Origin of the sequence: Cutibacterium modestum, from assembly GCF_008326345.1 — a bacterium.
GTDB classification, from domain to species: Bacteria; Actinomycetota; Actinomycetes; order Propionibacteriales; family Propionibacteriaceae; genus Cutibacterium; species Cutibacterium modestum.
Genome location: NZ_BJEN01000003.1, coordinates 150,810 through 172,572, shown reverse-complemented (window position 1 = coordinate 172,572; position 21,763 = coordinate 150,810). Strand labels below are relative to the sequence as shown.

Sequence of the window (21,763 nt, the reverse complement as noted above, 5' to 3'; positions counted from 1 at the left end):
GTTGGCGAGTTTTCCACAAAAAGCCTGTGGAAAACCAGTGTGGCTGGGGAAAACACATTGATGTCGTTCCCACAGGCGGAGCCAGCACCGGTGGACACATCTTTCATGACGTCAAACCGTGAGCTTTTACGATCTAGGTATGACCAGTCACATCGTCGACCAGATCGACCCTGCCTTCGTCATCCACGGTGGGGCTGGAAACGTCCCATCACGCACCGGAGAGGAAGCTGCGAAGTCCCGCTGCTCCCTGCGTCAGGCTTTTCCCGCCGGGCAGCAAGCCCTCGTCGTTAGTGCTTGTAACACCGCCATCGCAGCCGCCATGACGATGGAGGATGACCCGCTGTTCAACGTCAGGCGAGGTGGGGTCCTCACCGCAAACGAGACCGTCGAAACCGATTCCGCCATCATGACCGGAGACGGGCCCGTCGGGGCGGTTGTCCGGGATCGTCATGGGCACCTGGCGGCAGCCAGCTCAATCAGTGGTCTCATCGACGTAAACTCTTCTGGACAACTGGTGGTCTGCCACATGTCAGCGTCAATGCCGGTTGCCTGGCCAGATCATGACGACATCCTCACCTCGGTGTAGCGACGATCAGCGCGGAAGATAGGGCCCAAACTCCAATATCTGTTCAACAGCCCGGGGGCTCAGCAAGGCCGGTACCGCCTGGGCCAAGTCGTACATGTCCTGCCAACCAACCCAGGTGACCTCTTCCACCTCGTCAGGATCTGGGTTGAGCTCGACGAGCTCTTCTGGCAGGAACAACCGGGCAACAACCACCGGGCAGAACTCATCTTCAACAATGCCTCCGGCATCGGTGGCGCGGTAGGAGAAATCCGGCAGCACGACGCGCATTCGACGCGGATCAAGGTCGAGTCCGAGCTCCTGATGGGTGCGGCGCACAGCGGCATCAATGGTCGTCTCTCCCACGCGCGGATGCCCACAACAGGTGTTGGTCCACACTCCTGGCCAAGCCACCTTCGTCAAGGCTCGCCGGGTCAAAAGTACCCGGCCTCCAGCGTCAAGGACGTGGCATGAGAAGGCGAGGTGCCTCGGAGTATGTTGGCTATGGACGGTCGCCCAGGGAGCGGTTCCGATGTGGTTGCCGTCGTCATCGAGCAGAATGACGAGATCGTCGTGGAAGGAATCCGCGTTCATGTCATTATTCTCGCCACCGTGCTGACCCATGACGTCAAGCTACCAATAACCGCGAGTTCCGAGAAGTCGAATGCGTTTTGGTCTCACAGGCGAGTTCAACATTGGCTCAACGCCGCCTCACGGGCACCATTGAGATGCTGTCGATTCATCCACCCACCCCTGATGGGAGAGCCATGGCGCACACCCTCGACATCATCCTCGCGGTGATCCTCATCCTCCGTGCCTTATGCGGATGGGCCCGGGGCGCGATTGTCGGGCTCGTCAGCCTCCTCGGTTTGATTGGCGGAGTCTGGGTGGGGCTGTGGGCATCGGGAGAAATCGTGCCCCGGATCACCAGCGAGTCATCGTCATGGTTTGCCACCGGAGCCCTGCGCATCGGTGTTGTCCTCGTCATCGCAGAAATTCTTCATGGCTTCTGTGTTGGACTCGCCCGCCGAATACGCCATGCCTCTGAGGCAGCAGGGTTAGGGACCCTTGACCGGATTGGCGGCGCGTTGCTGTCTGCGGCCGCTACCGCCCTGGTAGTGACGGTGGGAGCGACGGCTTTAGCCCCAATCCTGCCTCCCCGATGGACCCAGGCCATCGACGAATCAGCTGTCATTAACACCGCCAACCGCGCGGTTCCACCCCAGATCAACCGCGGAGCGGCACGGCTTGTCGGTCAGGTGGCCGATACCTTCCCGAAAGTCTTTACCGGCCAGGATCCCCGCCTTCCCGGCGATGTCCCTGACGATTCCGCGACGAGTAGCTCTGGAGTACGGCAAGCGGCAAGGTCCATCGTCAAGGTGAGGTCACTGGCGCGCCAATGCGATCGGGCCTCCGAGGGCACCGGATGGGTTAGCTCACGACACCGCGTTGTCACCAACGCCCATGTCGTCGCCGGGTCTGGCCAAGTGACGGTGCAGGTTGGTGGCGACGGAGCCCGCCTACAAGCGCGTGTCGTCGCCTACGACCCTAACCTCGATCTAGCCGTGCTCGCTGTCCCCAATCTCAACGCCCCTTCCCTGACTATGGCCTCATCGGTAGGCACCGGGGACTCAACAGTCATCGCCGGATTTCCACTCGACGGGCCATACACGACCGAAGCTGCGCGAGTGCGCGGGACAATAACCGCTCGTGGCGAGAACATTTACGGCGACAGCGACGTCGTTCGCGAGATTCTGTCTTTGCGCGGCACTGTGCAGCCAGGCAACTCAGGCGGTCCACTACTGACCACCGACGGAAAGGTAACAGGGACGATCTTCGCTCGGTCCACCTCGCAACCACAGACCGGCTATGCCCTCACCAACCGAGAGACTCGACAGCTCATCAAGTCGGGCATCTACGATTCCACTCCGGCATCGACTGGACGGTGCAGTATCGGCTGAACCCGAAAAAACCTTGGCCACCCAACCACCCAGAACGCACCTTGGCGTTACGCACGCTTGCCCCCATCGTCACCCCAAAGTAACTCTGACAAGGCCTTTCACCAGTGTAGCAATCTGGTTCACAACTGTTAGCCATGTAACGTACGGTGGCACATCACCTCAGGGGCAACACATCCACCACGACACGCTCTCTGGACGCGATTAGGATGCCTACATGGCTGTTTTCATTGTCGAAACCCATTACGATCCCGCCCATTCCGAGGAGCGCATGGCCGCGCGCCCGGCCCATCTCGAGAATCTTGACGTCATGCGCGAGCGTGGCCAGCTCGTCAATGCCGGCCCGTTGGCCGACGGCAGCGGAGCGGTGCTCATTTACACTGTGCCTGACCGTGACGCCCTCGACCGCTTGCTGGAGGCTGACCCTTATCCCAAGGCGGCCGTCCATGTGACCTCCGTGCGCGAGTGGAAGCCGAATTACCACCACCACGCCTGAGGCTGAGCACCATCTGAGGCCGACGATCACCCATTAGGGGTCGAGGTTGAAACGCGTGATGTCATGGAGTCATGACATCACCTCTGCTGTTCCAACCCCTCACCCTCCGTGGATTAACGGTTCGCAACCGCGCCTGGCTACCGCCGATGTGCCAGTACGCCGTGGACTCTCGCGACGGGATTCCTGGCACCTGGCACCTTGTTCACTACGGGTCCTTCGCTGTCGGTGGCTTCGGCCTCATCGTCGCCGAGGCCACCGCGGTAAGCCCGGAAGGCCGCATCAGCCCCTGTGATACTGGGCTATGGAGTGACGACCAGGTGGCAGCCTGGTGCACCATCACCGATGCTGTCCATGAGCTCGGTGGCAGGATCGCTATCCAGTTAGGCCACGCCGGCCGGAAAGCCTCCACAGAGAAATGGTGGCCCGGTTTCCATGGCGGGGTGGTTCCTCCCGACAAGGGCGGCTGGATTCCCGTCGGACCAACTACCGCACCTGCCGACGGCGAGCAGTATGCCGGGTTGCCCGTCACTGCCCTTGATGAGGACGGCATCTCGAAGGTTATTGACGACTTCCGGACTGCAGCATCGCGTGCCGTGGCGGCCGGATTCGACGCCGTCGAGATTCATAGCGCCCACGGCTATTTGCTACATCAGTTCTACTCGCCGCTATCCAATACCCGTGCCGACAGCTGGGGAGGCGACTATGACGGACGAGTTCGTCTGCCGCTGTCGGTAGCCGAAGCGGTACGCGGGGCCCTTCCCGACGACATGCCGCTACTGGCCCGTCTCTCGGTCACTGACTGGCGTGACGATGGCTGGACGGTCGAGGACTCGATTGAGCTGTCGCGCCGGTTCGCCTCGGTTGGCGTCGACCTTGTGGATGCCTCCTCGGGTGGCAATTCGTCCGCCCCTATCCCGGTGGCGCCAGGATACCAGGCCGATTTGGCGGCTCGAGTGCGCGCCGAAGCCAGCATTCCCACCTCCACCGTCGGGATGATTTGGACCAGCGAGTTGGCTGAGGAGCTGCTCACTAGGGGGTGCGCGGACGCCATCATGGTGGGCCGGGCCGCACTGCGTGACACCAACTGGCCGCTACGCGCCGCCCATGAGCTCGGCGTCCCCAACGAGGATGCCCCGTGGCATCCGGCACGGTTCCGTGGCGCTTGGCGGTGACGACCGGTTTCAAACCAGTGCGTCCACGAGTTAGCCCATCCTTGGCCCCAAACGCACATACAGCGCTTAAATCGGTGTAGTCGATGACGACTTCACGCCTATTGGCCGTGTCCGTCGGAGACTACTGCAACCATGCTCCCCGGCGAGTTGATACGGTCCCGCAATGCCGGGGGACGACATGTTGGACACACATAGCGCCAGGTCAGCATCGGTACGCAACGAAACGGACATGTCCCGTGCAGTGTGGAACACTGCCAAGGGGTCGATGGGCAACCTCGTCGAGTGGTTCGACGTCTACACGTATACAACGTTTGCGGCCTACTTTAAGGACCAATTCTTCTCACCCGACGACCCGCACAGGAGCATCTACACCTACGCGATTTTCTAGGCGACGTTCATCATGAGACCCTTCGGGTCGTGCTCTTCGGCCGCTGGGCCGACCACCATGGCGGTGACGATTATGGCCGCGGGATCTCTGGTGACCTCGGTCCTACCAACCCGCAACGTCATCGGGGCGTGGGCACCGATCCTGTTGCTCTTGTGCCACATCGTGCAGGGCTTCGCCACCGGAGGTGAACACGGCACCTCGGCCACCTATATGCCAGAGGCCTCCGCTAAGGGACACCGCGGCTTCTTCTCCTCCTTCCAGCACTTCACTGGGGTATACCTCAATCTCGGCTGTCGTGGAGTCCGACTTGCTTGTTCCCCGCCGATATGCGCGCCCTTGGTGTGGGCATGGCCCACAGTTTTGCGAACTCGCTGTTCGGCGGCACGGCTCCACTCATCTATGTGTGGGCGAAGCAGGGTGACGCGATCCCCGCCTTATCGGCTACGTGACGGCGCTATCGGCAATTACCTTCCTCACCATCCTCTTCGGGATGGCGAAGCGCACGACGTCGCACCTGGACGCACCGACAGCCTCGTGAGCGCCATCATCGATGTGGGCGACTACCACGAGTGTTCTCCTCTAAGCGCCCATTTCAACACTCCGAAAGCGTTAGTACCATGGCGTCAATCCCGCCTGCGACAGTATCGAAAGCTGCGACGAGAGCATCGATACCTCTTATCACTCAGTGAAGAAACGCAGTATCCGACATGCTTCCGCGGCGCCTGAAGATAACGGTCTCAGCGATTCCACTCATCCTTGTACTTGGCGAACTTCTTCGAACCAGGTCCATGGACGACGACGTCACTGAGGATGTTAATTCCGCGCAAGGTGAGGACCGGAGCATCGCGGCCAGGCTGGGACAGTCCACGCACCTTGACATCGCCAAGGATCCGCAAAATCGAGTCCTCGACACGCACCCCATCGGGCACCAAGATGGAGGCGCCGCACATGAAGAGCATGAGGTAGATAGTGATGTGACGACTCGCCCACGGCATAGACGTGAGGTCGAAGCGCGGATCTCCCATGATCCCGGTGACGGTGGTGCGTCTGGCCATCGTGCGTCCCGATGCCCAAGTGGTATCGCTCATGATACAGGTCATACGGTCGGCGTCCGGGCCGGGAACGATGCGTACAACCTCACCGTGATTTCGAGGATCTGGGGACACGACGTTCTCTACTGTTGTTCCCAAGTCGGTTACCAAGACGCCTAAGTCACCATAGGTGCGCGCCGTCAGAGCGGCTTCCACACGCTCGTCGTGCTCCGTCCTGGTCAGCTTTCCGACGACCCAGGCCTCATCAAGGATGCTTGTAACCCGCGCTCGCTCAGCATCCCCAACACGCCAGTCGTTCGATATCGTCATGACGCCAGTGCAGGGAACGCCACCCGGCCCCCAACACCTTCCGTTGACTCCCCTTGCTCGCCCTTCATATAGTGACGAATGCACATGGTTCCCGTGTTCGCACGGGCCAAGAGGGAATCCGGTGCGAATCCGGAGCTGCCCCGCAGCGGTATACGAGAACGACCGCCGTCATCACGCACTGTGCTTCGGCATGGGAAGCGACGGCCAGTAGGCAATACAAGTGCTCGTGAGCCCGAAGACCTGCCAGGTGTGGTCCCGCAACCGCGGGGCCCGGTTCGCGATCTCGCGGGAAGTATCGCAGCGTTCAGGGGGACCATTGTCCCTGCCGCATTCCGCCCGGTCGCGTGCCAACGGCATCGCACGGAGGAATTGCAATGAGCGCCGACCCCATCTCGACCATCCGCGTCCGCAAGCGTGACGGGTCTTTAGCCCCTTACGACGGCAATGAAGTCGCCGCCTCGATCATTGACTCAGCCCGCGGGCTGGATGACGCCGTCGCCCGGGCAACCCTGCTGCAAGCAGAGGTGGAAATAACCCTCTTCGACGGCATTACCACTGACGCCCTCGACGAGGCCGTCATTCAGGTGGCTTTGGGCAACGCCAAGGACGATCCTGCCTTTGACACCATCGCCAGCCGAATTGCCGTCAAGAAACTCTACAAAGAGGTTTTCGGCAACACCCATGATAGTCTAGGTGACGTCGACCCGGAGCAGGTACACGACCTGCACCGTAGCTATTTCCCACGAACGATCGCCAAACTCGTCGCTGACGGTTACCTTGACGAGCGTCTGGAGCGAATTTTCAATCTCGAAGCACTTGCAGCCGCCCTTGACCCCACTCGAGATGACCTCATCGGGTTCACCGGCGTGCGCACTATGATCAACCGTTATCTCCTACGCACTCCCGACAAGAAGGCCTTGGAGGTGCCGCAGTACTTCTGGATGCGCGTAGCAATGGGGCTGAGCATTACTGAGGACGACCCGACCTCCTCGGCGCTGACCCTCTACAACTCGATGAGCAATCTGCGCCATCTGGCGGCTGGATCCACCCTCGTCAATGCGGGGACGCCGTCGGCCCAGCTCTCTAACTGCTTCGTCATGCGCACCGAAGATGATCTGGAACACATCGCCCAGACGATCCGCGACGTCATGTGGATCACCAAGGGCACCGGCGGCATCGGACTGTCGATGTCGGACCTGCGCTGCGAGGGATCCCCGATCCGCTCGGACAACACCGCATCGACCGGACCAATCCCCTTCATCCACACCATTGACTCCACCCTGCGCGCGGTCTCCCGGGGTGGCAAAAAACTCGGTGCCTTGTGCTTCTACTTGGAGAACTGGCACCTGGACTTCCCGCAGTTCCTCGACCTGCGGCAGAACTCCGGTGACCCGTACCGACGCACCCGCACCGCTGACACCGCGGTGTGGATTTCCGACGAGTTCATGAAGCGCGTTGCGAAGGATGAGGACTGGTACCTCTTCGATCCGGCGGAAACTCCAGATCTCACCGAGCTCACGGGAGCGGCTTTCTCTAAGCGTTACGCCTACTACGTGGCGCAGGCCCAAGCTGGCAAGATTAAGCGCTTCCGGCGCACCACTGCTCGTGAGCAATTCCGCACCATCTTAGTGAGCCTGCAGACGACGTCGCACCCGTGGCTGACATGGAAGGACAGCGTCAATACCCGCGCGTTGAACAACAACACCGGAACGATCCACTCGTCGAATCTGTGCACCGAGATCTGCTTGCCCCAGGACCGCGACCACACCTCGGTGTGCAACCTCGCCTCGGTGAATCTGGCGGCGCACCTCGTCGGCCCGCGTGGCAAGCGTCGTCTGAACTGGGATCAGTTGGCCGCCACCACTCGGCTGGCGGTGCGCCACCTTGACAATCTTGTCGACATCACCGCATCCGCAGTGCCACAGGCTCAGCGCTCCAACGAGGAGAACCGCGCAATCGGTCTGGGGGTTATGGGTCTGACGGATATGCTTGAGCAGATTCGAGTCCCCTACGACTCTCCAGAAGCTTGCGAGATCGTTGATCGGGTCGTCGAGTTCATCAGCTGGCATGCCATCGACACCTCGTCCGACCTGGCCACCGAGCGTGGGTCTTACCCGATGTTCGAAGGGTCAGGGTGGTCACGTGGGATGGTTCCGGTGGACACTTTGGCCGTCCTTGAGCGCGACCGTGGCATCCCCGTCGACGTCGACCGGACGACGCGGATGGACTGGGACGCGCTGCGCGCCAAGGTGCGCACCGGGATACGTAATGCCACCCTGATGGCCATCGCTCCGACGGCGTCGATCGGTTTCATCGCGGGCACGACGCCAGGCCTGGATCCGCAGTTTTCCCAAATGTTCTCCCGAGCGACCTCGGCCGGGAAGTTCCTTGAGGTTAATCGCAACCTCGTGGCCGATCTCAAGGATTTGGGCCTGTGGGACTCGACCCGCGAGGAATTGTTGCGCCGTCAGGGTGATCCCAGCGAGATCGACGCTATTCCGGCATCCTTGCGACACCTGTACCGCACCTCCTTCACCCTGGACCCGATCGCCTACCTCAACGTGGCGGCCCGGGCGCAGAAATGGGTGGATCAGGCCATTAGCCGCAATATCTACTTGGCCTCGCGGTCAGTCGGCGATATGGAGGATCTCTACACTGCGGCATGGCGGATGGGCGTCAAGACGACGTACTACTTGCACATGCTGCCTCGCCACACCGCCGAGCAGTCGACGGTGGCCGTCAACAAGGCCGCGGGGCGCCGGAATGGCCCACGTCGGGGATTCGCCACCACAGTGCGTCGGTCGTCACGCACCGCGACGATCGAGAAACCAGTCATCGAGGAATTCGATGAGGTCAAGCCAGTCTCCCTCAACCTCATTGACGGCACCACCTGCCCGGTTGATCCGCAGGAACGTCAACAGTGCGAGTCCTGCCAGTGACTAACCACACCGCCCACTGAAAGCGAGAGCACCTATGATCCTTGGTTCCGGAATCCAGGAGGGGCTGCTACTCAAGCCCGTCACCTACCCCTGGGCCTATGACCTTTACAACCAGGCTGTGGCAAACACGTGGTTCCCCAACGAGGTCCAGCTCGATGAAGACCTCGCCGACTTCGCCCGGATGACCCCGGACGAACACCATGCCCTGACCCACCTCATGAGCTACTTCAATCCCAATGAGCTACTCGTCAACAAAGCGCTGGCCTTTGGCGTCTATCCCTACGTCAATGCTGCCGAGTGCCACCTGTACCTGGCAAAGCAGATGTGGGAAGAGGCCAACCACTGCATGGCTTTCGAGTACGTCCTCGAGACCTTCCCGATTGACCGCGACGAAGCCTACCGATCTCACATCCACGTCCCCTCTATGGCTCGCAAAGAGGCCTTCGAGGTGGAGTTCATCAAACGGGTGACCGAGCAGACCCTCGATATCACTACCGTCGAGGGTAAGCAGGACTTCGTACGCAACCTGATTGCCTACAACATCATCCTCGAAGGGATTTGGTTCTACTCCGGATTCATGGTCGCGTTGTCGTTCCGCCAGCGGAATTTACTGCGTAATTTTGGCTCTCTCATCGATTGGGTGGTCCGTGACGAATCTTTACACCTGAAATTCGGAATGAATCTCATCCTGACAGTTCTGGAGGAAAATCCCGATATCGCCACCGATGAATTCGCGGTCGAGATCCACGACATGATCCTCAAAGGGGTCGAGATGGAGGCACAGTACAACCGCGACATGCTCCCTCGGGGCATCCCCGGAATGAACGCCGACTACGTCAAATACTTGGCAGATCGTCGTCTCGAGGAGCTCGGACTCGAGCCAGAATATCACGTAGCTAACCCGGCCAAATGGATGGCCACAGCCAATGACACCTTGCAGCTTGTGAATTTCTTCGAGACCACCAACACCTCATATGAGGTCAATGCCCACGCCACCGGGGGTCGGTGAGATCGGGAGCGGACCCCGATCCCCGATGACGGCGAGCCCCTGTATTCGGGGACTCGCCGTCAACCCCGTGTGGTGAACGTGCATGAATGTCGCCACAGCATGCACGCTGACATGCCGGCCCCACGTAATGTCTTGGGGCCGGCATTGTCCCTTGTTAGGGTCGATGCCGTGGACGAACTCTTTAGCCCTCCCGGATGCGAGTGGCATCCAGTCTCCAAAAGCTTCGTAACCGTCAAGAGGCTCATGGTCTGTCTGACCTGGGGCATCTTAACGATCATCCTCGCCGTCGTGCTGGGAGTTTTCGTCACCTGGTGGACGGGCATCATCGCGGCCGTTGTCGGTCTAGCCTTCACCGGGTGGAGGTACTCCCGAATGCCCGCCATCGTCGCGGCGATGGGGTGGTGTGAACGCGAGAGCGACTTGTGCATCCGCTCAGGGCCGTGGTTTCGTCAAATGGTCATCGTCCCCTATGGCCGTATGCAGGCGGTGGAGATCAATGCTGGCCCTATCGACCGGCATTGGGGAGTGGCATCAGTCCAGCTCGTTACTGCCGCCACGGCCACCGATGCCTCCATCGACGGTCTGCCCGCCGAGGAGGCCCGTGCGCTGCGCGACCGCATTACTGAAATGGCCGAGGAGAAGGACGCGGCGCTGTGATCGAACAGAGGGCCAGCGAGACGAGGGACGTCGAAGAGGTCGTCGAGCAGCGTCCCCACTGGGCGACTCCACTCGTGCGCGGCTGGATGATCATTGCAGCCGCCGCAGTCATCGTACTGCGAGAAATACTCGAGAATGCCAACGACTTCCACTCGATATCATTTCGAAATCTGGGGGTCGCAGGCGGCATCGTCGTCGTAGTCGCCATCCTGCAAATCATTGTCGGAACCTTCGTCTGGCTGACTACGAGGTTCCGAATTGACGAAGATGAAGTGCGCATTGAACACCGGTTCATCATCCACAAATCCGACCGGCTGTCCTTGTCCAAGGTTCAGGGAGTTGACGTCGTCCAGCCTTTCGCCGCAAGAATCGTCGGACTGGCAAGCCTGAATATCGACGTCGGGGCATCCGATTCCAAAAAGATCGAGTTCCTCACGCGTCGCGTCGCCTACGAGCTACGCGACCTGCTCATTTCGCGAGCCCATCATGAGGCAGCCGAGCGCCCAGAAGGCGACGGAATCGGATCCCAATGGTGGGATCGGCGCCGCGACGAACATGAAATCGTAAGCATCACTGCGCGCCGCGCCCTCATCGCGGGTTTCCTGTCGATGACGTTCGTGGTTCAGGTGTTAGCTCTAATCGCCTCGATTGTTATCAGTGTCATCGCCGATCAGCCTATTGGCATCGCCGCCATCCTTGCCTTACTTTTGAGTATGATTGGTGTGGTTTGGAAACAGTTGGATGCAGCATGGAAATTCGCCCTACTGCGCTCGCCGGGGGCGCTCAAGGCGGTCCACGGACTCACCAGCCTAACGACGCGCACAGTTCCGGTACGACGAGTGCAAGCCGTCGAGGTGTCCAAGCCCCTGCTGTGGCGGCCGCTCGGAATGTCCCGCATCACCATGACGGTGCTCGGCGGAGCCAAGCTCTCCGACGTCGAGCAGTCGACAGTGCTGTTGCCGATCGGTGACGATGAGCAGGTGCGCACGGCTCTTGACGCCCTGTGGCCCGGATTCCAGCTGGACGCAGTACACCTCCTTGGGATTCCAAAGCGAGCGCGATGGTTTCGCTGGTTTGACCAGAAGATCATCGGCTGGGGATTCGACGAGAAAGTTGTCGTGACACGCAAGGGGCTGTTCACCCGGACCTTCAGTGTCGTTCCTCATGCTCGATCGCAGTCGGTAGGACTGTCCCAAGGACCGTTACAGCGCAAACTTGGTTTGGCTGATGTCGACGTGCATATCTCGTCTGGTCCGGTGACGGTCTCCTGCCCCAACCTTGACGCCGCGCACGCCCGGGCCTTTGTCGTTGGTCAGATGGATCGCACCCGTGCATCCCGTGCCCGGGAACTATCCCATGAGTCTCTCTTAGACCAGCCATCTACCGTTACGCTTGTCCATCATGAGCAAGGTGCTGGGAATTGACGTTGGTGGTTCCGGAATCAAAGGAGCCCCGGTTGACCTCGAAATCGGGGACTTCGCCGAACCGAGGCTTCGCATTCTCACCCCGGAGAAGTCGTCGCCCAAGAATGTTGTCGCCGTACTGCGTGAGATCGTCGACAATTTCACCCCCACCATCGGCGACGGGCCGGTCGGTATCTCCTTTCCCGCCCCGGCACGCCACGGCGTCATCCCTTTCATCGCCAACCTCGATCAAGGTTGGGCCGGTTTGCACGCGGAGGACTACATCAGTGACGCTCTGGGCCGCCCGGTAACCGTCCTTAACGACGCCGACGCCGCAGGTGTGGGCGAGGTCCACTACGGGGCCGCGAAGGGGGTGCCGGGTGTTGTCATTCTCACCACTCTGGGCACCGGCATCGGCTCTGCGGTCATCAACAACGGCATCCTGTTGCCAAACACCGAGCTCGGGCATCTAGAGATCGACGGCCACGATGCTGAAAGGCGCGCCGCCTCCTCAGTCAAGGACCGCAAGAACATGTCCTACAAGGACTGGGCCACCAAGCGTTTGCAGCGCTACTATGAGGTCGTCGAGATGCTCTTTTCCCCCGATCTCTTTGTCGTCGGTGGCGGTGTTTCCAAGGACCATAACAAGTTCTTCAAGTACCTTAATCTGGAGACGCCGATGGTCCCGGCGAAGCTGCTAAACCGTGCTGGCATCATTGGTGCCGCCTGGCAAGCTCGGTGGCGCCTTGACCACCCCGACGTACCCGAGGAGCAGATCGTCGAGGCAGCCAAGAAGGCGGAGGACGCAGACTGACCCACATTGATCGCCCGTCCAAGCGGACGGGCGATCGTCATGTCTGCGAGTTTGACCAGTTACGCACTCAAACCCACGTATCACTCGGTTGTCGTACCGCGGGACGATGTGCGACGGCCCTTCACCACGGCAGGGTCACTGCCATAGCCGCACATGAAAAAAACTCATGACCAAGCAAGAGTTCATCCTGACCCTCATTTCGGCCGCAATCGTTCTGGTTTCCCTCGTTCCGACACTCATCTACAAGGTCCGCAAGGAGCGGAACTTCCCTACTTGCGAGCCGGCACCTATGACTCAAGGGGCAACAATTCATGGCCTTGCTGAGTGATGCCATTTGGAGGCGAGGAGCTTCTTTGATCTGCTCCCAGCCGTTTTTCCGTGTTGCGGGCGGGTTCAAGCTACGTTGCCGACATCGTGAACGTAGGTGCGCAAGTTGAGATCGTCGACGAGAGCGGTGGATCGACCGTAGACAAAAGAGTCCAGGCGAAAAGAGCCTACTGAGACCGCATCATTCCCGCGTCCACGGCAATAGCTACCACACCATCGGTCCTCAGGGGCCGATATGCAGCCGTGCTTCGTACCGTGTTCGTTTCGTGGGCTTACCCTGACAACGGGCTTCCTCACCCTGTCAGCTATCTCTCCAATGGCGGGATGCATACTCAGTTCGCTAACGGCTAGCTGCCTCCATAGGCCGTCCGTCTCTTTCATGAGACCATTGAATGATATATTATCAGCCCCTTCCATATCTCAAAGACCTAACAGTGAACTGATTTCTAAACTGGCATCAGATCTACTGAATTAAGCAGGTTTCTTCTCTATCCTTCCCCGAACCTCTTTCTCTACCTCTGGATCAGGATGATACTTTAAATCGATCACACATTTACCACTTCTCTTTAGCGTATTAGATTTAATCGTGAGAGACTTTGTAAGGTGATTTGGAGGATTTCTATCCTCTGTTACAGCCTTTATCGCAGCGTCTGGTACACGGACGGTGATAGGGCTGCCGTCCGAGGAGACCATGGAATCATCTCCGATAAAAAGAGCTTATTTCCTCTTGCCTCCGAACCGTTAGGAGCTTCCTTTGAACTGTCGGCGTCGCCACCGAAATCACAAGCTGATACAGAAAGAGGAAAAAGAGCAAAAGTCATCAAAAAGGAATACTGCGTTGGCTGATCAGGGTAATCCAATCCACTCGTTCCAACCGTTCTGCATCTCAGTCCCGTGGGCAACTTGACCAGGCAATTACGTAGGCCCCATCCAGCCCACTGCATACCTTCGCGATATGGCCCACCAGCTTGGCCGGCACGGGTAGGCAATCATCATCAACCTCACTGGACTGACCACCCTCGCTGGCGACCCGAGCCGTAATCCCGGGATCAAACACGGCCTCACCAGCCGCAGATGAAGTCTGCAGCTGGTCGATGCAAGGAGCATCAAGACCCCACCTTGCTGACCGAGAGCCCTATCGAAGAGGGCACCGCCTCTAAGGCAGAGGCGGTCGGCGAGCACAGGCTCGCATCACATCCGGTCGGGGGCGTCGATACCCAGCAGATCAAGGCCCCGGCCAAGTACCCGCCGAGTCGCCGCGCACAAGGCCAAACGCGATCCGCGTACCTCTCCGGTGCTACGCAACACCGGGCACTGCTCATAGAACACCGAGTAGGCACCGGCCAGCTCGTACAGGTAGGTGCACAGCTTGTGCGGGGTCAGGTCCTGGGCCACCAGCTCGACGACCTCACCGAACTGCGAGAGCAACAGGGCCAACTGCTGCTCGGCGGGCTCGTCAAGAACGCTAATGCGACCCCAAACCATTGCATCCAGGTCAGCCTCGGGGTCAACGTCCGGGTTGGCCTCGGCGGCTGCCTTGCGCAGGATCTGTGAAACGCGGGCGTGGGCGTACTGCAGGTACGGGCCGGTGTCGCCGGTGGTCTGGACCATCCGCTCAGCGTCGAAGACGTAGTCCTTCTGCAGGCCGGTGGACAGGTCGGCGTATTTAATGGCGGCCAGGGCGATGTTCGGTGCGGCGTGGGTCTCGGCCTCGTCGAGTAGACTCCACAACGACACCGTACCGCCCTCACGAGTTTTGAAGGGGCGGCCATCCGGGCCAAGCACCATGCCGTAACCAACGTGCTGAGTCTCGACGTCGTCGGGCAGGAATCCGGCCATCCGTGCCACTTGGAAAAGCACCTCGAAATGGTGGCTCTGGCGCACGTCGGTGACATAGATGATGCGGTCAGCCTTGAGCTTGCCAACGCGACGACGAATAGCGGCGAGATCGGTGGCGTCATATCCGAAACCGCCATCCCTCTTACGCACGATCATTGGAGCATCCTGCCCCTCGACGAAAACACACAACGCACCATTGTCCTCAACGGCCAGACCATCGGCCTCGAGCTCGTCCACAACACGGGGAAGGTCGTCGTTGTACGTGGACTCCCCGGCGACGTCGTCGTCGGTTAGCAGCACTGACAGCCGGGCATATACCGCATTGAACCCCTCCAACGAGACATCGATGAGGGTCCGCCAGATCCGCAGAGTCTCCTCGTCGCCGCCCTGCAGCTTGACGACACGGCGACGCGCACGATCGGCGAACTCGGGATCGGCATCAAAGGTTTTCTTGGCGTCCTTGTAGAGCTGTTCAACGCCGGGAAGATCAAACTCGGAAAGATCCATCCGGTTTTCGACGATGTACTCGACGAGCATGCCGAACTGGGTACCCCAGTCGCCGAGATGGTTCTGCGGGATGACGGTATGGCCTTGAGCACTAAGCACCCGGTTGAAGCAGTCGCCGATAATCGTCGAGCGCAGATGGCCGACGTGCATCTGTTTGGCAACATTGGGGGCCGAATAGTCAATGACGACCCGCTGAGGCTCTTCTACTTGGGTAATCCCGATATTGGGGTCGGTGATGAGGTCGGAGGCAACGCGGGCCAACACATCGGAACGTAGCCGCAGATTGATAAAACCCGGGCCAGCGATGTCAGGGGTCTCGCACAGGTCCTCGACGTCCAGCTTGGCAACGATGTCGGCGGCGACGTCACGCGGCGGGCGTTTCTCCTCCTTAGCCAGGCGCAGGGCAACGTTGGACTGGAAATGCCCGAACTGTGGTTTAGTAGCCGGGCGCAACTGCGGATCAATCCCGGTAACGGACTCGATCCGGGCAGCAAGCTGAGAAGGAAGTGACGACATGGCGGCATTCTCCCACGAGCGGGGCAACTCGTCACAGTTGGAGGCGTCACAGGCGCTGTGGTGACGTTTTTGGAACAAACACCAGCGCGGATACGTTCACTTTGACGATAGCGACGTTTCGACAGGGAGGATTTATGAGCGTTCCCACTACCACTCTTAACGACGGAGTTGTCATCCCCCAGCTCGGTTTCGGCACCTGGCAAGTTCCTGCCGACGAGGCTGAGAAAGCCGTCAGTGCCGCTTTGGAGGCGGGTTTCCGCCATATCGACACCGCAGCTATCTACGATAATGAAGAGGGGGTTGGCCGTGCGCTCGCTGCCTCTGGCCTGGACCGTAAAGACCTCTTCATCACCACCAAGCTATGGAACGACGCCCATCATGCCAACGATGCCCGCAAAGCGATCGAGACCAGCCTGTCCAAGCTGGGCCTTGACCACATCGACCTCTACCTCATCCACTGGCCGGCTCCTGTCAAGTATGGCGATGCCTACATCGAGGCATGGAACGCCCTGCAGGACTTCAAGTCAGAGGGCTTGACGCGCTCCATTGGTGTGTCGAACTTCAAGACCGAGCATCTGGACGCCATCGAAGGGGTCACCCCGAGTGTCGACCAGATCGAGATGCACCCGACCTTCAACCAGGCGACCTTCCGAGCAGAGCTGGCCAAGCGCGGCATCACCCCGGAAGCTTGGAGCCCGCTGGGCCAGTCGAAGGACCTCGACAACCCGGTCCTCGCCGACATTGCTAAGGCGACCGGCAAGACGCCTGCCCAGGTGGTCATCCGCTGGCATCTGCAGATCGGCAACGTGGTATTCCCCAAGTCGGTGACACCGTCACGAATTGCCGAGAACTTCGACGTATTCGGTTTCGAGCTGTCTGACGAGCAGATTGCCGCCATCGACGGCCTCGACCACGGCAACAGGCTTGGCGGCGACCCAGCTACCGCTGATTTCTGATTCCGAAGACATAACCGTTGCCGGGTCCATATCTCAGCCCCGGCAACGCGTTTGCGGGCGACAATCGTCCGCACGCCATCACGAGTTGAGGGCCTTGTGGACTCCGTCGACAGTCTGTCCCAGAGTCGGTTTTCACCAGCTGACGACGTCCCAGATCATCTTGAGCCGGAACCCGAACTCGCGGTGCCAGCCATACCACCAGACGTCATCGCGAGGCTGACCGCGATCCGGGACGCCGACGGCAGCAAGGCCGTTCTCTAACACGTCGCAAATGCCCGCGACTCCTAATAGCACTGCGTATGGCTGACTGAACGTCAAAATGCGACGGGCCCGCAACACGTGTCATAGGTGCCATATCCGGCTCGGTCCGGCACGATTTTGGACGCCGGGATACCTTTAACATATACCAGGTATTTCTTCATAGCGCAGCGCTCATCATGATAACGTGTCCGGTTGTCCCCAGAAACAGGGATGATCTTAGTGCGACCAGACGAGTACAGCGCAGCGGCGACGTCAAGGCGCCCCTTCAGATATGCCGACGGCTATCCAGACGACAGCACCTGTACCCCGAAGACGATAGTGACATCGCGAGTTGGAGCGGAATCGACGTCGTGAACCTTGCCGTATGACAGTACCCCAGCCAGCACCCAGACCCCCAACAGCGCAACGAGGGCAGTAATGCATGTCGACACGATCACGGTGCGAATTGGGTGTCGGCGGCGCGAACTCACACTCCCACTGTATAACCCGTGTTTCACTTGCGGTCTCCAGCGACTGCAATGGTGCGTGGGAGCACAAAAGAGGTCACCACCACACCATGCCGCCTACCCCAAAAAACTCCGTCGCTAACCCAACGCTTCTCGCCATGCTTATCGCCACTAGGAGACCAATAATGACCGCAAGAATAACGACCGCGACAATCAGCATCGAGATAACCCACGACTCACTCGACATCAATAATACATCCACGCGCTAGACTTCCCATTCAGCTAGCAACCCAGCAGTAATACTCATAAAACTATTTCAAACTAGTCAGTCTATAAACTTAGCCGTTGCGTTAAAGTCCTTTACAAAGAGATCCAGGAACCTTGATCTAGAAAACAAACCAGCATAACCAGTAAGGGTACCTCCAAACTTCACGTGAGAACATTGATGACTACCTTTCGTACCATTAACTCTTCATCGAATGCTTCCCCATTGAAGGTATGCAAGAGCATATTATCATGGCACAGATCGAACGAAATGTTCACGACCTATACGAAAGTACAGCTTTTCTTAGGGTGGTGTTTGACGGCATCACTGCCGCCAAACACCACCCCACAGTGATCACCGCCGATGCTCGCGATACCACGTCACCAGACCCTGGGTGGACGGGTCCTGGGTGGCCAGGGCCTCGTCGTCACCGCTGACCGCCGGGGCAATCTGCAGGGCGAGCCTCTTGCCGAGCTCGACACCCCACTGGTCGAAGGAATCGATACCCCACACGGCACCCTGCACGAAGGTGATGTGCTCGTACAAGGCGATGAGTTCTCCGAGGACCTTTGGGGAGAGTTCGTCGGCCATGATCGACGTCGTCGGACGGTCCCCGGGGAAGACCCGTGCTGGCACAATGGCCTCGTCGGTGCCCTCGGCGCGCACCTCGTCAGCGGTCTTGCCGAACGCCAACGCAGCGGTCTGGGCGAAGAAGTTGCTGAGGAACAGCTGGTGGACATCGGTCTCGCCGTCCCTGGTCGGGTGAGCCGGGTTGGCCACCGCGATGAAGTCGGCGGGAATGAGGCGAGTGCCCTGGTGGATGAGCTGATAGAAGGCGTGCTGGCCGTTGGTTCCCGGCTCACCCCAGAAGATCTCGCCAGTATCTGTGGTCACCGCCGAGCCGTCCCAGCGCACCGACTTGCCGTTGGACTCCATGGTCAGCTGCTGCAAGTACGCCGGAAAGCGGTGCAGGTACTGGGCGTACGGCAGCACGGCGTGCGAGTGGGCCTTCCAGAAGTTGACGTACCAGATGTTCAACATGCCCATGAGCAGCGGGACGTTCTGCTCCGGTGCGGCAGTGGCGAAGTGCTCGTCGACGGCGCGGAATCCGGCTAAGAAGTCCTCGAAGCCCTTCGGCCCGATAGCCACGGCCAGCGAGGTGCCGACGGCGGAATCCACCGAATAGCGTCCGCCCACCCAGCTCCAGAAGCCGAAGGCGTTGACCGGGTCAATGCCGAACTCCTCGACTTTGTCCAGGGCCGTCGAAACAGCGACGAAGTGCTTAGCGACGGCTCCGCGACGGGCCTCCTCGGTGTCCTCGATGGCACCGGCGGCGACCAAACCATCAAGCAGCCAGGCACGCACGCACCGGGCGTTGGTCAGGGTCTCGAGGGTGGTGAAGGTCTTGGAGGCGATGATGACCAGGGTGGTCTCGGGGTCGAGATCAGCGGTCTTGACGGCGGCATCCGTCGGGTCGATGTTGGAGATGAAACGGCACTCCAGACCCTCCTTGACGTAGGGCTTGAGAGCCTCATACGCCATCACGGGGCCAAGATCGGAACCACCGATACCAACGTTGATGACAGTACGAATCGGCTTGCCGGTGACTCCCCTCCACTCGCCCGAACGCACCTTGCCCGCAAAAGCGTAAATCTTGTCAAGCACCTCATGGACATCGGCGACAGCATCCTGACCATCGACGACAAGGGAATCCGTAGCGGGTCGACGCAAAGCGGTGTGAAGGACGGCGCGGTCCTCGGTGACGTTGATGTGTTCACCGGCGTACATCGCATCACGACGCTCGGTGACGTGCGTTTGTTCGGCAAGCTCGAGGAGGGCGTCCCGGATCTCGTCGGTGAGAAGATTCTTCGACACATCGACGTGCAGGTCGGCAACGTCGAGGGTGTAGCGCTCAGCACGCTGGGAGTCAACGTCAAACAAGCGGCGCAGCTTGTGCGGCCCGTCAACGAAGTGGGATTTCAGATCGGAGAGCTTTCCCCATGCGGGGGTGGACGTAGCGTCGATGGGAGTCTGCATAACTCAAGCCTAGGAGATGCGGCGGCAATCGTGTCATCAACGCCCACCGCACTTATCATGTTCGGGATCGACTATATGGAGGACACGTGAGCGCGAGACACCGCCTGGCCCTGACGTCGCTTCTCGCCGTCTCGATGTTGATCCTGACCCCGCCAATGCCCGTTACGTCGACGCCGTGGGCGGTATCGACGGCCCATGCCGTACCTCCGGGGGCGACGCCGCCCGGAGACCTGTCGATGAGCGCATCCCTCGACCGGTTGGGCACCGTGCAGGTCAAGGGGGCATTACGAACCCAAAACGGGCAACCGGTCTCAGGAGCCCTCATCAACCTGGCGGTAGACGGAAAACCCTTCACTGCGGGCGTGACGCATGGCGACGGATCGTGGTCCAGCACCCTTCGGTTGCCTCCCGGTATGCAAGCTGGCTCCCACGAGTTGTCTGCCACCTTCGACGGCATCGAGGGCGTCGGAGCCGCGTCGGCAAGCGGCAGTTTCTCGATCGCTCCCCTGCCGACTGGCATCTCAGTAGCCGTGAAACCGATGGCCACCACGCCCGGGACGCTGCTCAACGTTCATGGCCAAGTGATCCTTTCCAACCATCGTCCAGTCACCGACGGCCAAGTGGCGATAGTGCTCGGTACTGACGGTCAGGCGGCGTTGACGACTCCCACCGACTCCCAGGGCTATTACCAAGCCGCAATCCAGGTTCCGCTCGATGCTCCAAGCGGGCCTCTCACGGTGACGGTCAAACTGCTCGACTCCCGATACGGAGTCTCGCAGCGGACGTCAACGGTGCAGGTGAAGTCGGCCAGTCCAAGTCCCACCCCGACTCCTACTCCGACCACCGTGACCCCTACGACGCCGACACCACCGACCGCTACCAATGATGGTGTGGGCTCCCCGGACGGCCGGATCCCTACGACGTCATCCCGTCCTGCTCCAGCCGCGCACCTCAGCGTCCTGGACTCTTTCGGCGGCCGCAAGCCGGTTCTCATCCTCGCGGGAGTCGTCGGGGTTCTACTGCTCGGTGTCCTGCTCGGCTCAGTGACCCGTCGCCGCGGTGGCAAGAGCCGTTCTGGTGACGAGGGGGACGGCAATTCCCTCTTCGACGACTGGGGTGGCCCGGACCAGCGTTGAAGACGTCGTCGGTGACGCACCCATCGAGTTCAGGCGCGATCAGGCGTTCGCATCTGCAATCACCTGCAGTACCGAACGGCAACGCTCGCGCAGGGCCGAGACGATACCGTCCTCACAAGCATCCCCGACGAGAACGTCGTCAAGACAGACGGCAAGGGCACCTGCGGCTAGCCAGCGTCGCAGCGCGTAGGAACCGACTCCACCGCGCGGGATGAGGGCAGTCCCGGGAGCCATGCGGGTGAGGATGTCGCCGTAGCTAGCCGACCCCATGTCGGCCGGGACAACTTGGACGGCGTCGGCACCGGCATCCCAGGCAGCCCGTACCTCGGTGGGAGTCAGAGCGTCCGGAGCAGCGGGAATGCCAGCTTGGCGTAAGGAGTCGAGAACCTCACGGTTTGCGGCCACCGGGAGGGCAAAGGCAACCCTGTCGTCGACAAGCCCCTGGACGTCCTCGACACACATCACCCCGTAGACACCAATAACGGAGCGGCGTCGGTAGATCTTAAGTACGGCGCGACGACGCTCAACATCGGCGACTGGGAGGGTAAAAGCGCGTACCTTCTCCTGGATCATCGCCTCAATGGGGGCCATGAGATCAGCTCCGGGAACGTCGGGGAGTACCGCAATGATCTTCGTCGCCACCACTTCGTCGGGAAAGGCCAATCGACCGTCAGTGCGGCTCGAATCGTCAACCTCTGCGCTCATAGGTCACAT

At 60.1% G+C, this 21,763-nt stretch carries 15 protein-coding genes, 7 pseudogenes and 1 riboswitch; of the genes and pseudogenes, 15 read left to right on the top strand and 7 right to left on the bottom strand.

Features of this window, described 5'->3' with window-relative positions; genetic code table 11:
* Positions 1 to 139: 139 nt before the first annotated feature.
* Positions 140 to 586 carry an isoaspartyl peptidase/L-asparaginase gene (locus F1563_RS09015; protein ID WP_002528124.1) on the top strand — a complete coding sequence of 149 codons (447 nt, stop codon included), beginning with the start codon at positions 140 to 142 and terminating at the stop codon, positions 584 to 586.
* 6 nt (positions 587 to 592) lie between these two features.
* Here the strand turns inward: F1563_RS09015 and idi are convergent, their stop codons facing one another.
* Positions 593 to 1,186, bottom strand: coding sequence for an isopentenyl-diphosphate Delta-isomerase (gene idi / locus F1563_RS09010; RefSeq protein ID WP_002528125.1), 594 nt, complete (start codon positions 1,184 to 1,186; stop codon positions 593 to 595).
* Between the two features lie 143 nt (positions 1,187 to 1,329).
* Between idi and F1563_RS09005 the strand changes: the two genes are divergently transcribed.
* The 5 genes and pseudogenes from F1563_RS09005 (at position 1,330) to F1563_RS13850 (ending at position 5,114) form a co-directional block, all read left to right on the top strand.
* The gene (locus F1563_RS09005) at positions 1,330 to 2,523 is read left to right on the top strand and encodes a MarP family serine protease (RefSeq protein ID WP_002528126.1); all 1,194 of its coding nucleotides are present in this window, start codon (positions 1,330 to 1,332) and stop codon (positions 2,521 to 2,523) included.
* 214 nt (positions 2,524 to 2,737) lie between these two features.
* Entirely contained in the window at positions 2,738 to 3,016 is a 279-nt protein-coding gene (locus tag F1563_RS09000) for a YciI family protein (protein ID WP_002528127.1), read from the top strand.
* 71 nt (positions 3,017 to 3,087) lie between these two features.
* On the top strand, positions 3,088 to 4,188 hold the full coding sequence (locus F1563_RS08995) for an NADH:flavin oxidoreductase/NADH oxidase (RefSeq protein WP_007434176.1): 1,101 nt from the start codon (positions 3,088 to 3,090) through the stop codon (positions 4,186 to 4,188).
* An 83-nt stretch (positions 4,189 to 4,271) separates the two neighbouring features.
* Positions 4,272 to 4,471: pseudogene (locus F1563_RS14270) on the top strand (hypothetical protein); the annotation flags it as partial.
* Positions 4,454 to 5,114 (top strand): annotated as a pseudogene (locus tag F1563_RS13850) (MFS transporter). The pseudogenes F1563_RS14270 and F1563_RS13850, both read left to right, overlap by 18 nt.
* A 199-nt stretch (positions 5,115 to 5,313) precedes the next feature.
* On the opposite strand, the gene F1563_RS08980 reads toward F1563_RS13850, so the two are convergent.
* Positions 5,314 to 5,937: a DUF1707 SHOCT-like domain-containing protein gene (locus tag F1563_RS08980; protein WP_002528131.1), complete on the bottom strand. Its 624-nt coding sequence runs from the start codon at positions 5,935 to 5,937 to the stop codon at positions 5,314 to 5,316.
* 68 nt (positions 5,938 to 6,005) lie between these two features.
* Positions 6,006 to 6,199: riboswitch (cobalamin riboswitch) on the top strand.
* 112 nt (positions 6,200 to 6,311) lie between these two features.
* On the opposite strand from F1563_RS08980, the gene F1563_RS08975 reads away from it, so the two are divergent.
* From F1563_RS08975 to F1563_RS13655, 7 genes and pseudogenes are all read left to right on the top strand, one after another.
* Positions 6,312 to 8,876, top strand: a complete 2,565-nt coding sequence (locus F1563_RS08975; RefSeq protein WP_002528132.1) for a ribonucleoside-diphosphate reductase subunit alpha — start codon at positions 6,312 to 6,314, stop codon at positions 8,874 to 8,876.
* Between the two features lie 34 nt (positions 8,877 to 8,910).
* Positions 8,911 to 9,885, top strand: coding sequence for a ribonucleotide-diphosphate reductase subunit beta (locus tag F1563_RS08970; protein WP_002528133.1), 975 nt, complete (start codon positions 8,911 to 8,913; stop codon positions 9,883 to 9,885).
* A gap of 168 nt (positions 9,886 to 10,053) precedes the next feature.
* Positions 10,054 to 10,542 carry a PH domain-containing protein gene (locus F1563_RS14885; RefSeq protein WP_371863509.1) on the top strand — a complete coding sequence of 163 codons (489 nt, stop codon included), beginning with the start codon at positions 10,054 to 10,056 and terminating at the stop codon, positions 10,540 to 10,542.
* Positions 10,543 to 10,628: 86 nt separating this feature from the next.
* Positions 10,629 to 11,006: pseudogene (locus F1563_RS14655) on the top strand (PH domain-containing protein); the annotation flags it as partial.
* A 144-nt stretch (positions 11,007 to 11,150) separates the two neighbouring features.
* Positions 11,151 to 11,621, top strand: a pseudogene (locus F1563_RS14650) (PH domain-containing protein); the annotation flags it as partial.
* A 6-nt stretch (positions 11,622 to 11,627) separates the two neighbouring features.
* Positions 11,628 to 12,759 (top strand): annotated as a pseudogene (ppgK, locus tag F1563_RS08955) (polyphosphate--glucose phosphotransferase).
* Between the two features lie 166 nt (positions 12,760 to 12,925).
* Positions 12,926 to 13,097: pseudogene (locus tag F1563_RS13655) on the top strand (RDD family protein); the annotation flags it as partial.
* Between the two features lie 1,180 nt (positions 13,098 to 14,277).
* Here the strand turns inward: F1563_RS13655 and argS are convergent.
* The gene (gene argS / locus F1563_RS08950) at positions 14,278 to 16,026 is read right to left on the bottom strand and encodes an arginine--tRNA ligase (RefSeq protein WP_172623659.1); all 1,749 of its coding nucleotides are present in this window, start codon (positions 16,024 to 16,026) and stop codon (positions 14,278 to 14,280) included.
* 56 nt (positions 16,027 to 16,082) lie between these two features.
* Here argS and F1563_RS08945 point away from each other — a divergent pair, with 56 nt between their 5' ends.
* Entirely contained in the window at positions 16,083 to 16,904 is an 822-nt protein-coding gene (locus F1563_RS08945; RefSeq protein ID WP_002528141.1) for an aldo/keto reductase, read from the top strand.
* 318 nt (positions 16,905 to 17,222) lie between these two features.
* On the opposite strand, the pseudogene F1563_RS08940 reads toward F1563_RS08945, so the two are convergent.
* The 3 genes and pseudogenes from F1563_RS08940 to pgi all read right to left on the bottom strand — a co-directional run.
* Positions 17,223 to 17,602 (bottom strand): annotated as a pseudogene (locus F1563_RS08940) (SanA/YdcF family protein); the annotation flags it as partial.
* Between the two features lie 106 nt (positions 17,603 to 17,708).
* Entirely contained in the window at positions 17,709 to 17,861 is a 153-nt protein-coding gene (locus F1563_RS13650) for a hypothetical protein (protein WP_155522428.1), read from the bottom strand.
* A gap of 369 nt (positions 17,862 to 18,230) precedes the next feature.
* A complete protein-coding gene (gene pgi / locus F1563_RS08935; protein WP_007434185.1) occupies positions 18,231 to 19,913 on the bottom strand; it encodes a glucose-6-phosphate isomerase in 1,683 nt (560 codons plus the stop codon).
* Positions 19,914 to 20,149: 236 nt separating this feature from the next.
* Between pgi and F1563_RS08930 the strand changes: the two genes are divergently transcribed.
* The gene (locus F1563_RS08930) at positions 20,150 to 21,049 is read left to right on the top strand and encodes a hypothetical protein (protein ID WP_172623686.1); all 900 of its coding nucleotides are present in this window, start codon (positions 20,150 to 20,152) and stop codon (positions 21,047 to 21,049) included.
* Between the two features lie 39 nt (positions 21,050 to 21,088).
* On the opposite strand, the gene F1563_RS08925 is transcribed toward F1563_RS08930, so the two are convergent.
* The gene (locus F1563_RS08925) at positions 21,089 to 21,754 is read right to left on the bottom strand and encodes a bifunctional 4-hydroxy-2-oxoglutarate aldolase/2-dehydro-3-deoxy-phosphogluconate aldolase (RefSeq protein WP_002528148.1); all 666 of its coding nucleotides are present in this window, start codon (positions 21,752 to 21,754) and stop codon (positions 21,089 to 21,091) included.
* Positions 21,755 to 21,763 lie beyond the last annotated feature (9 nt).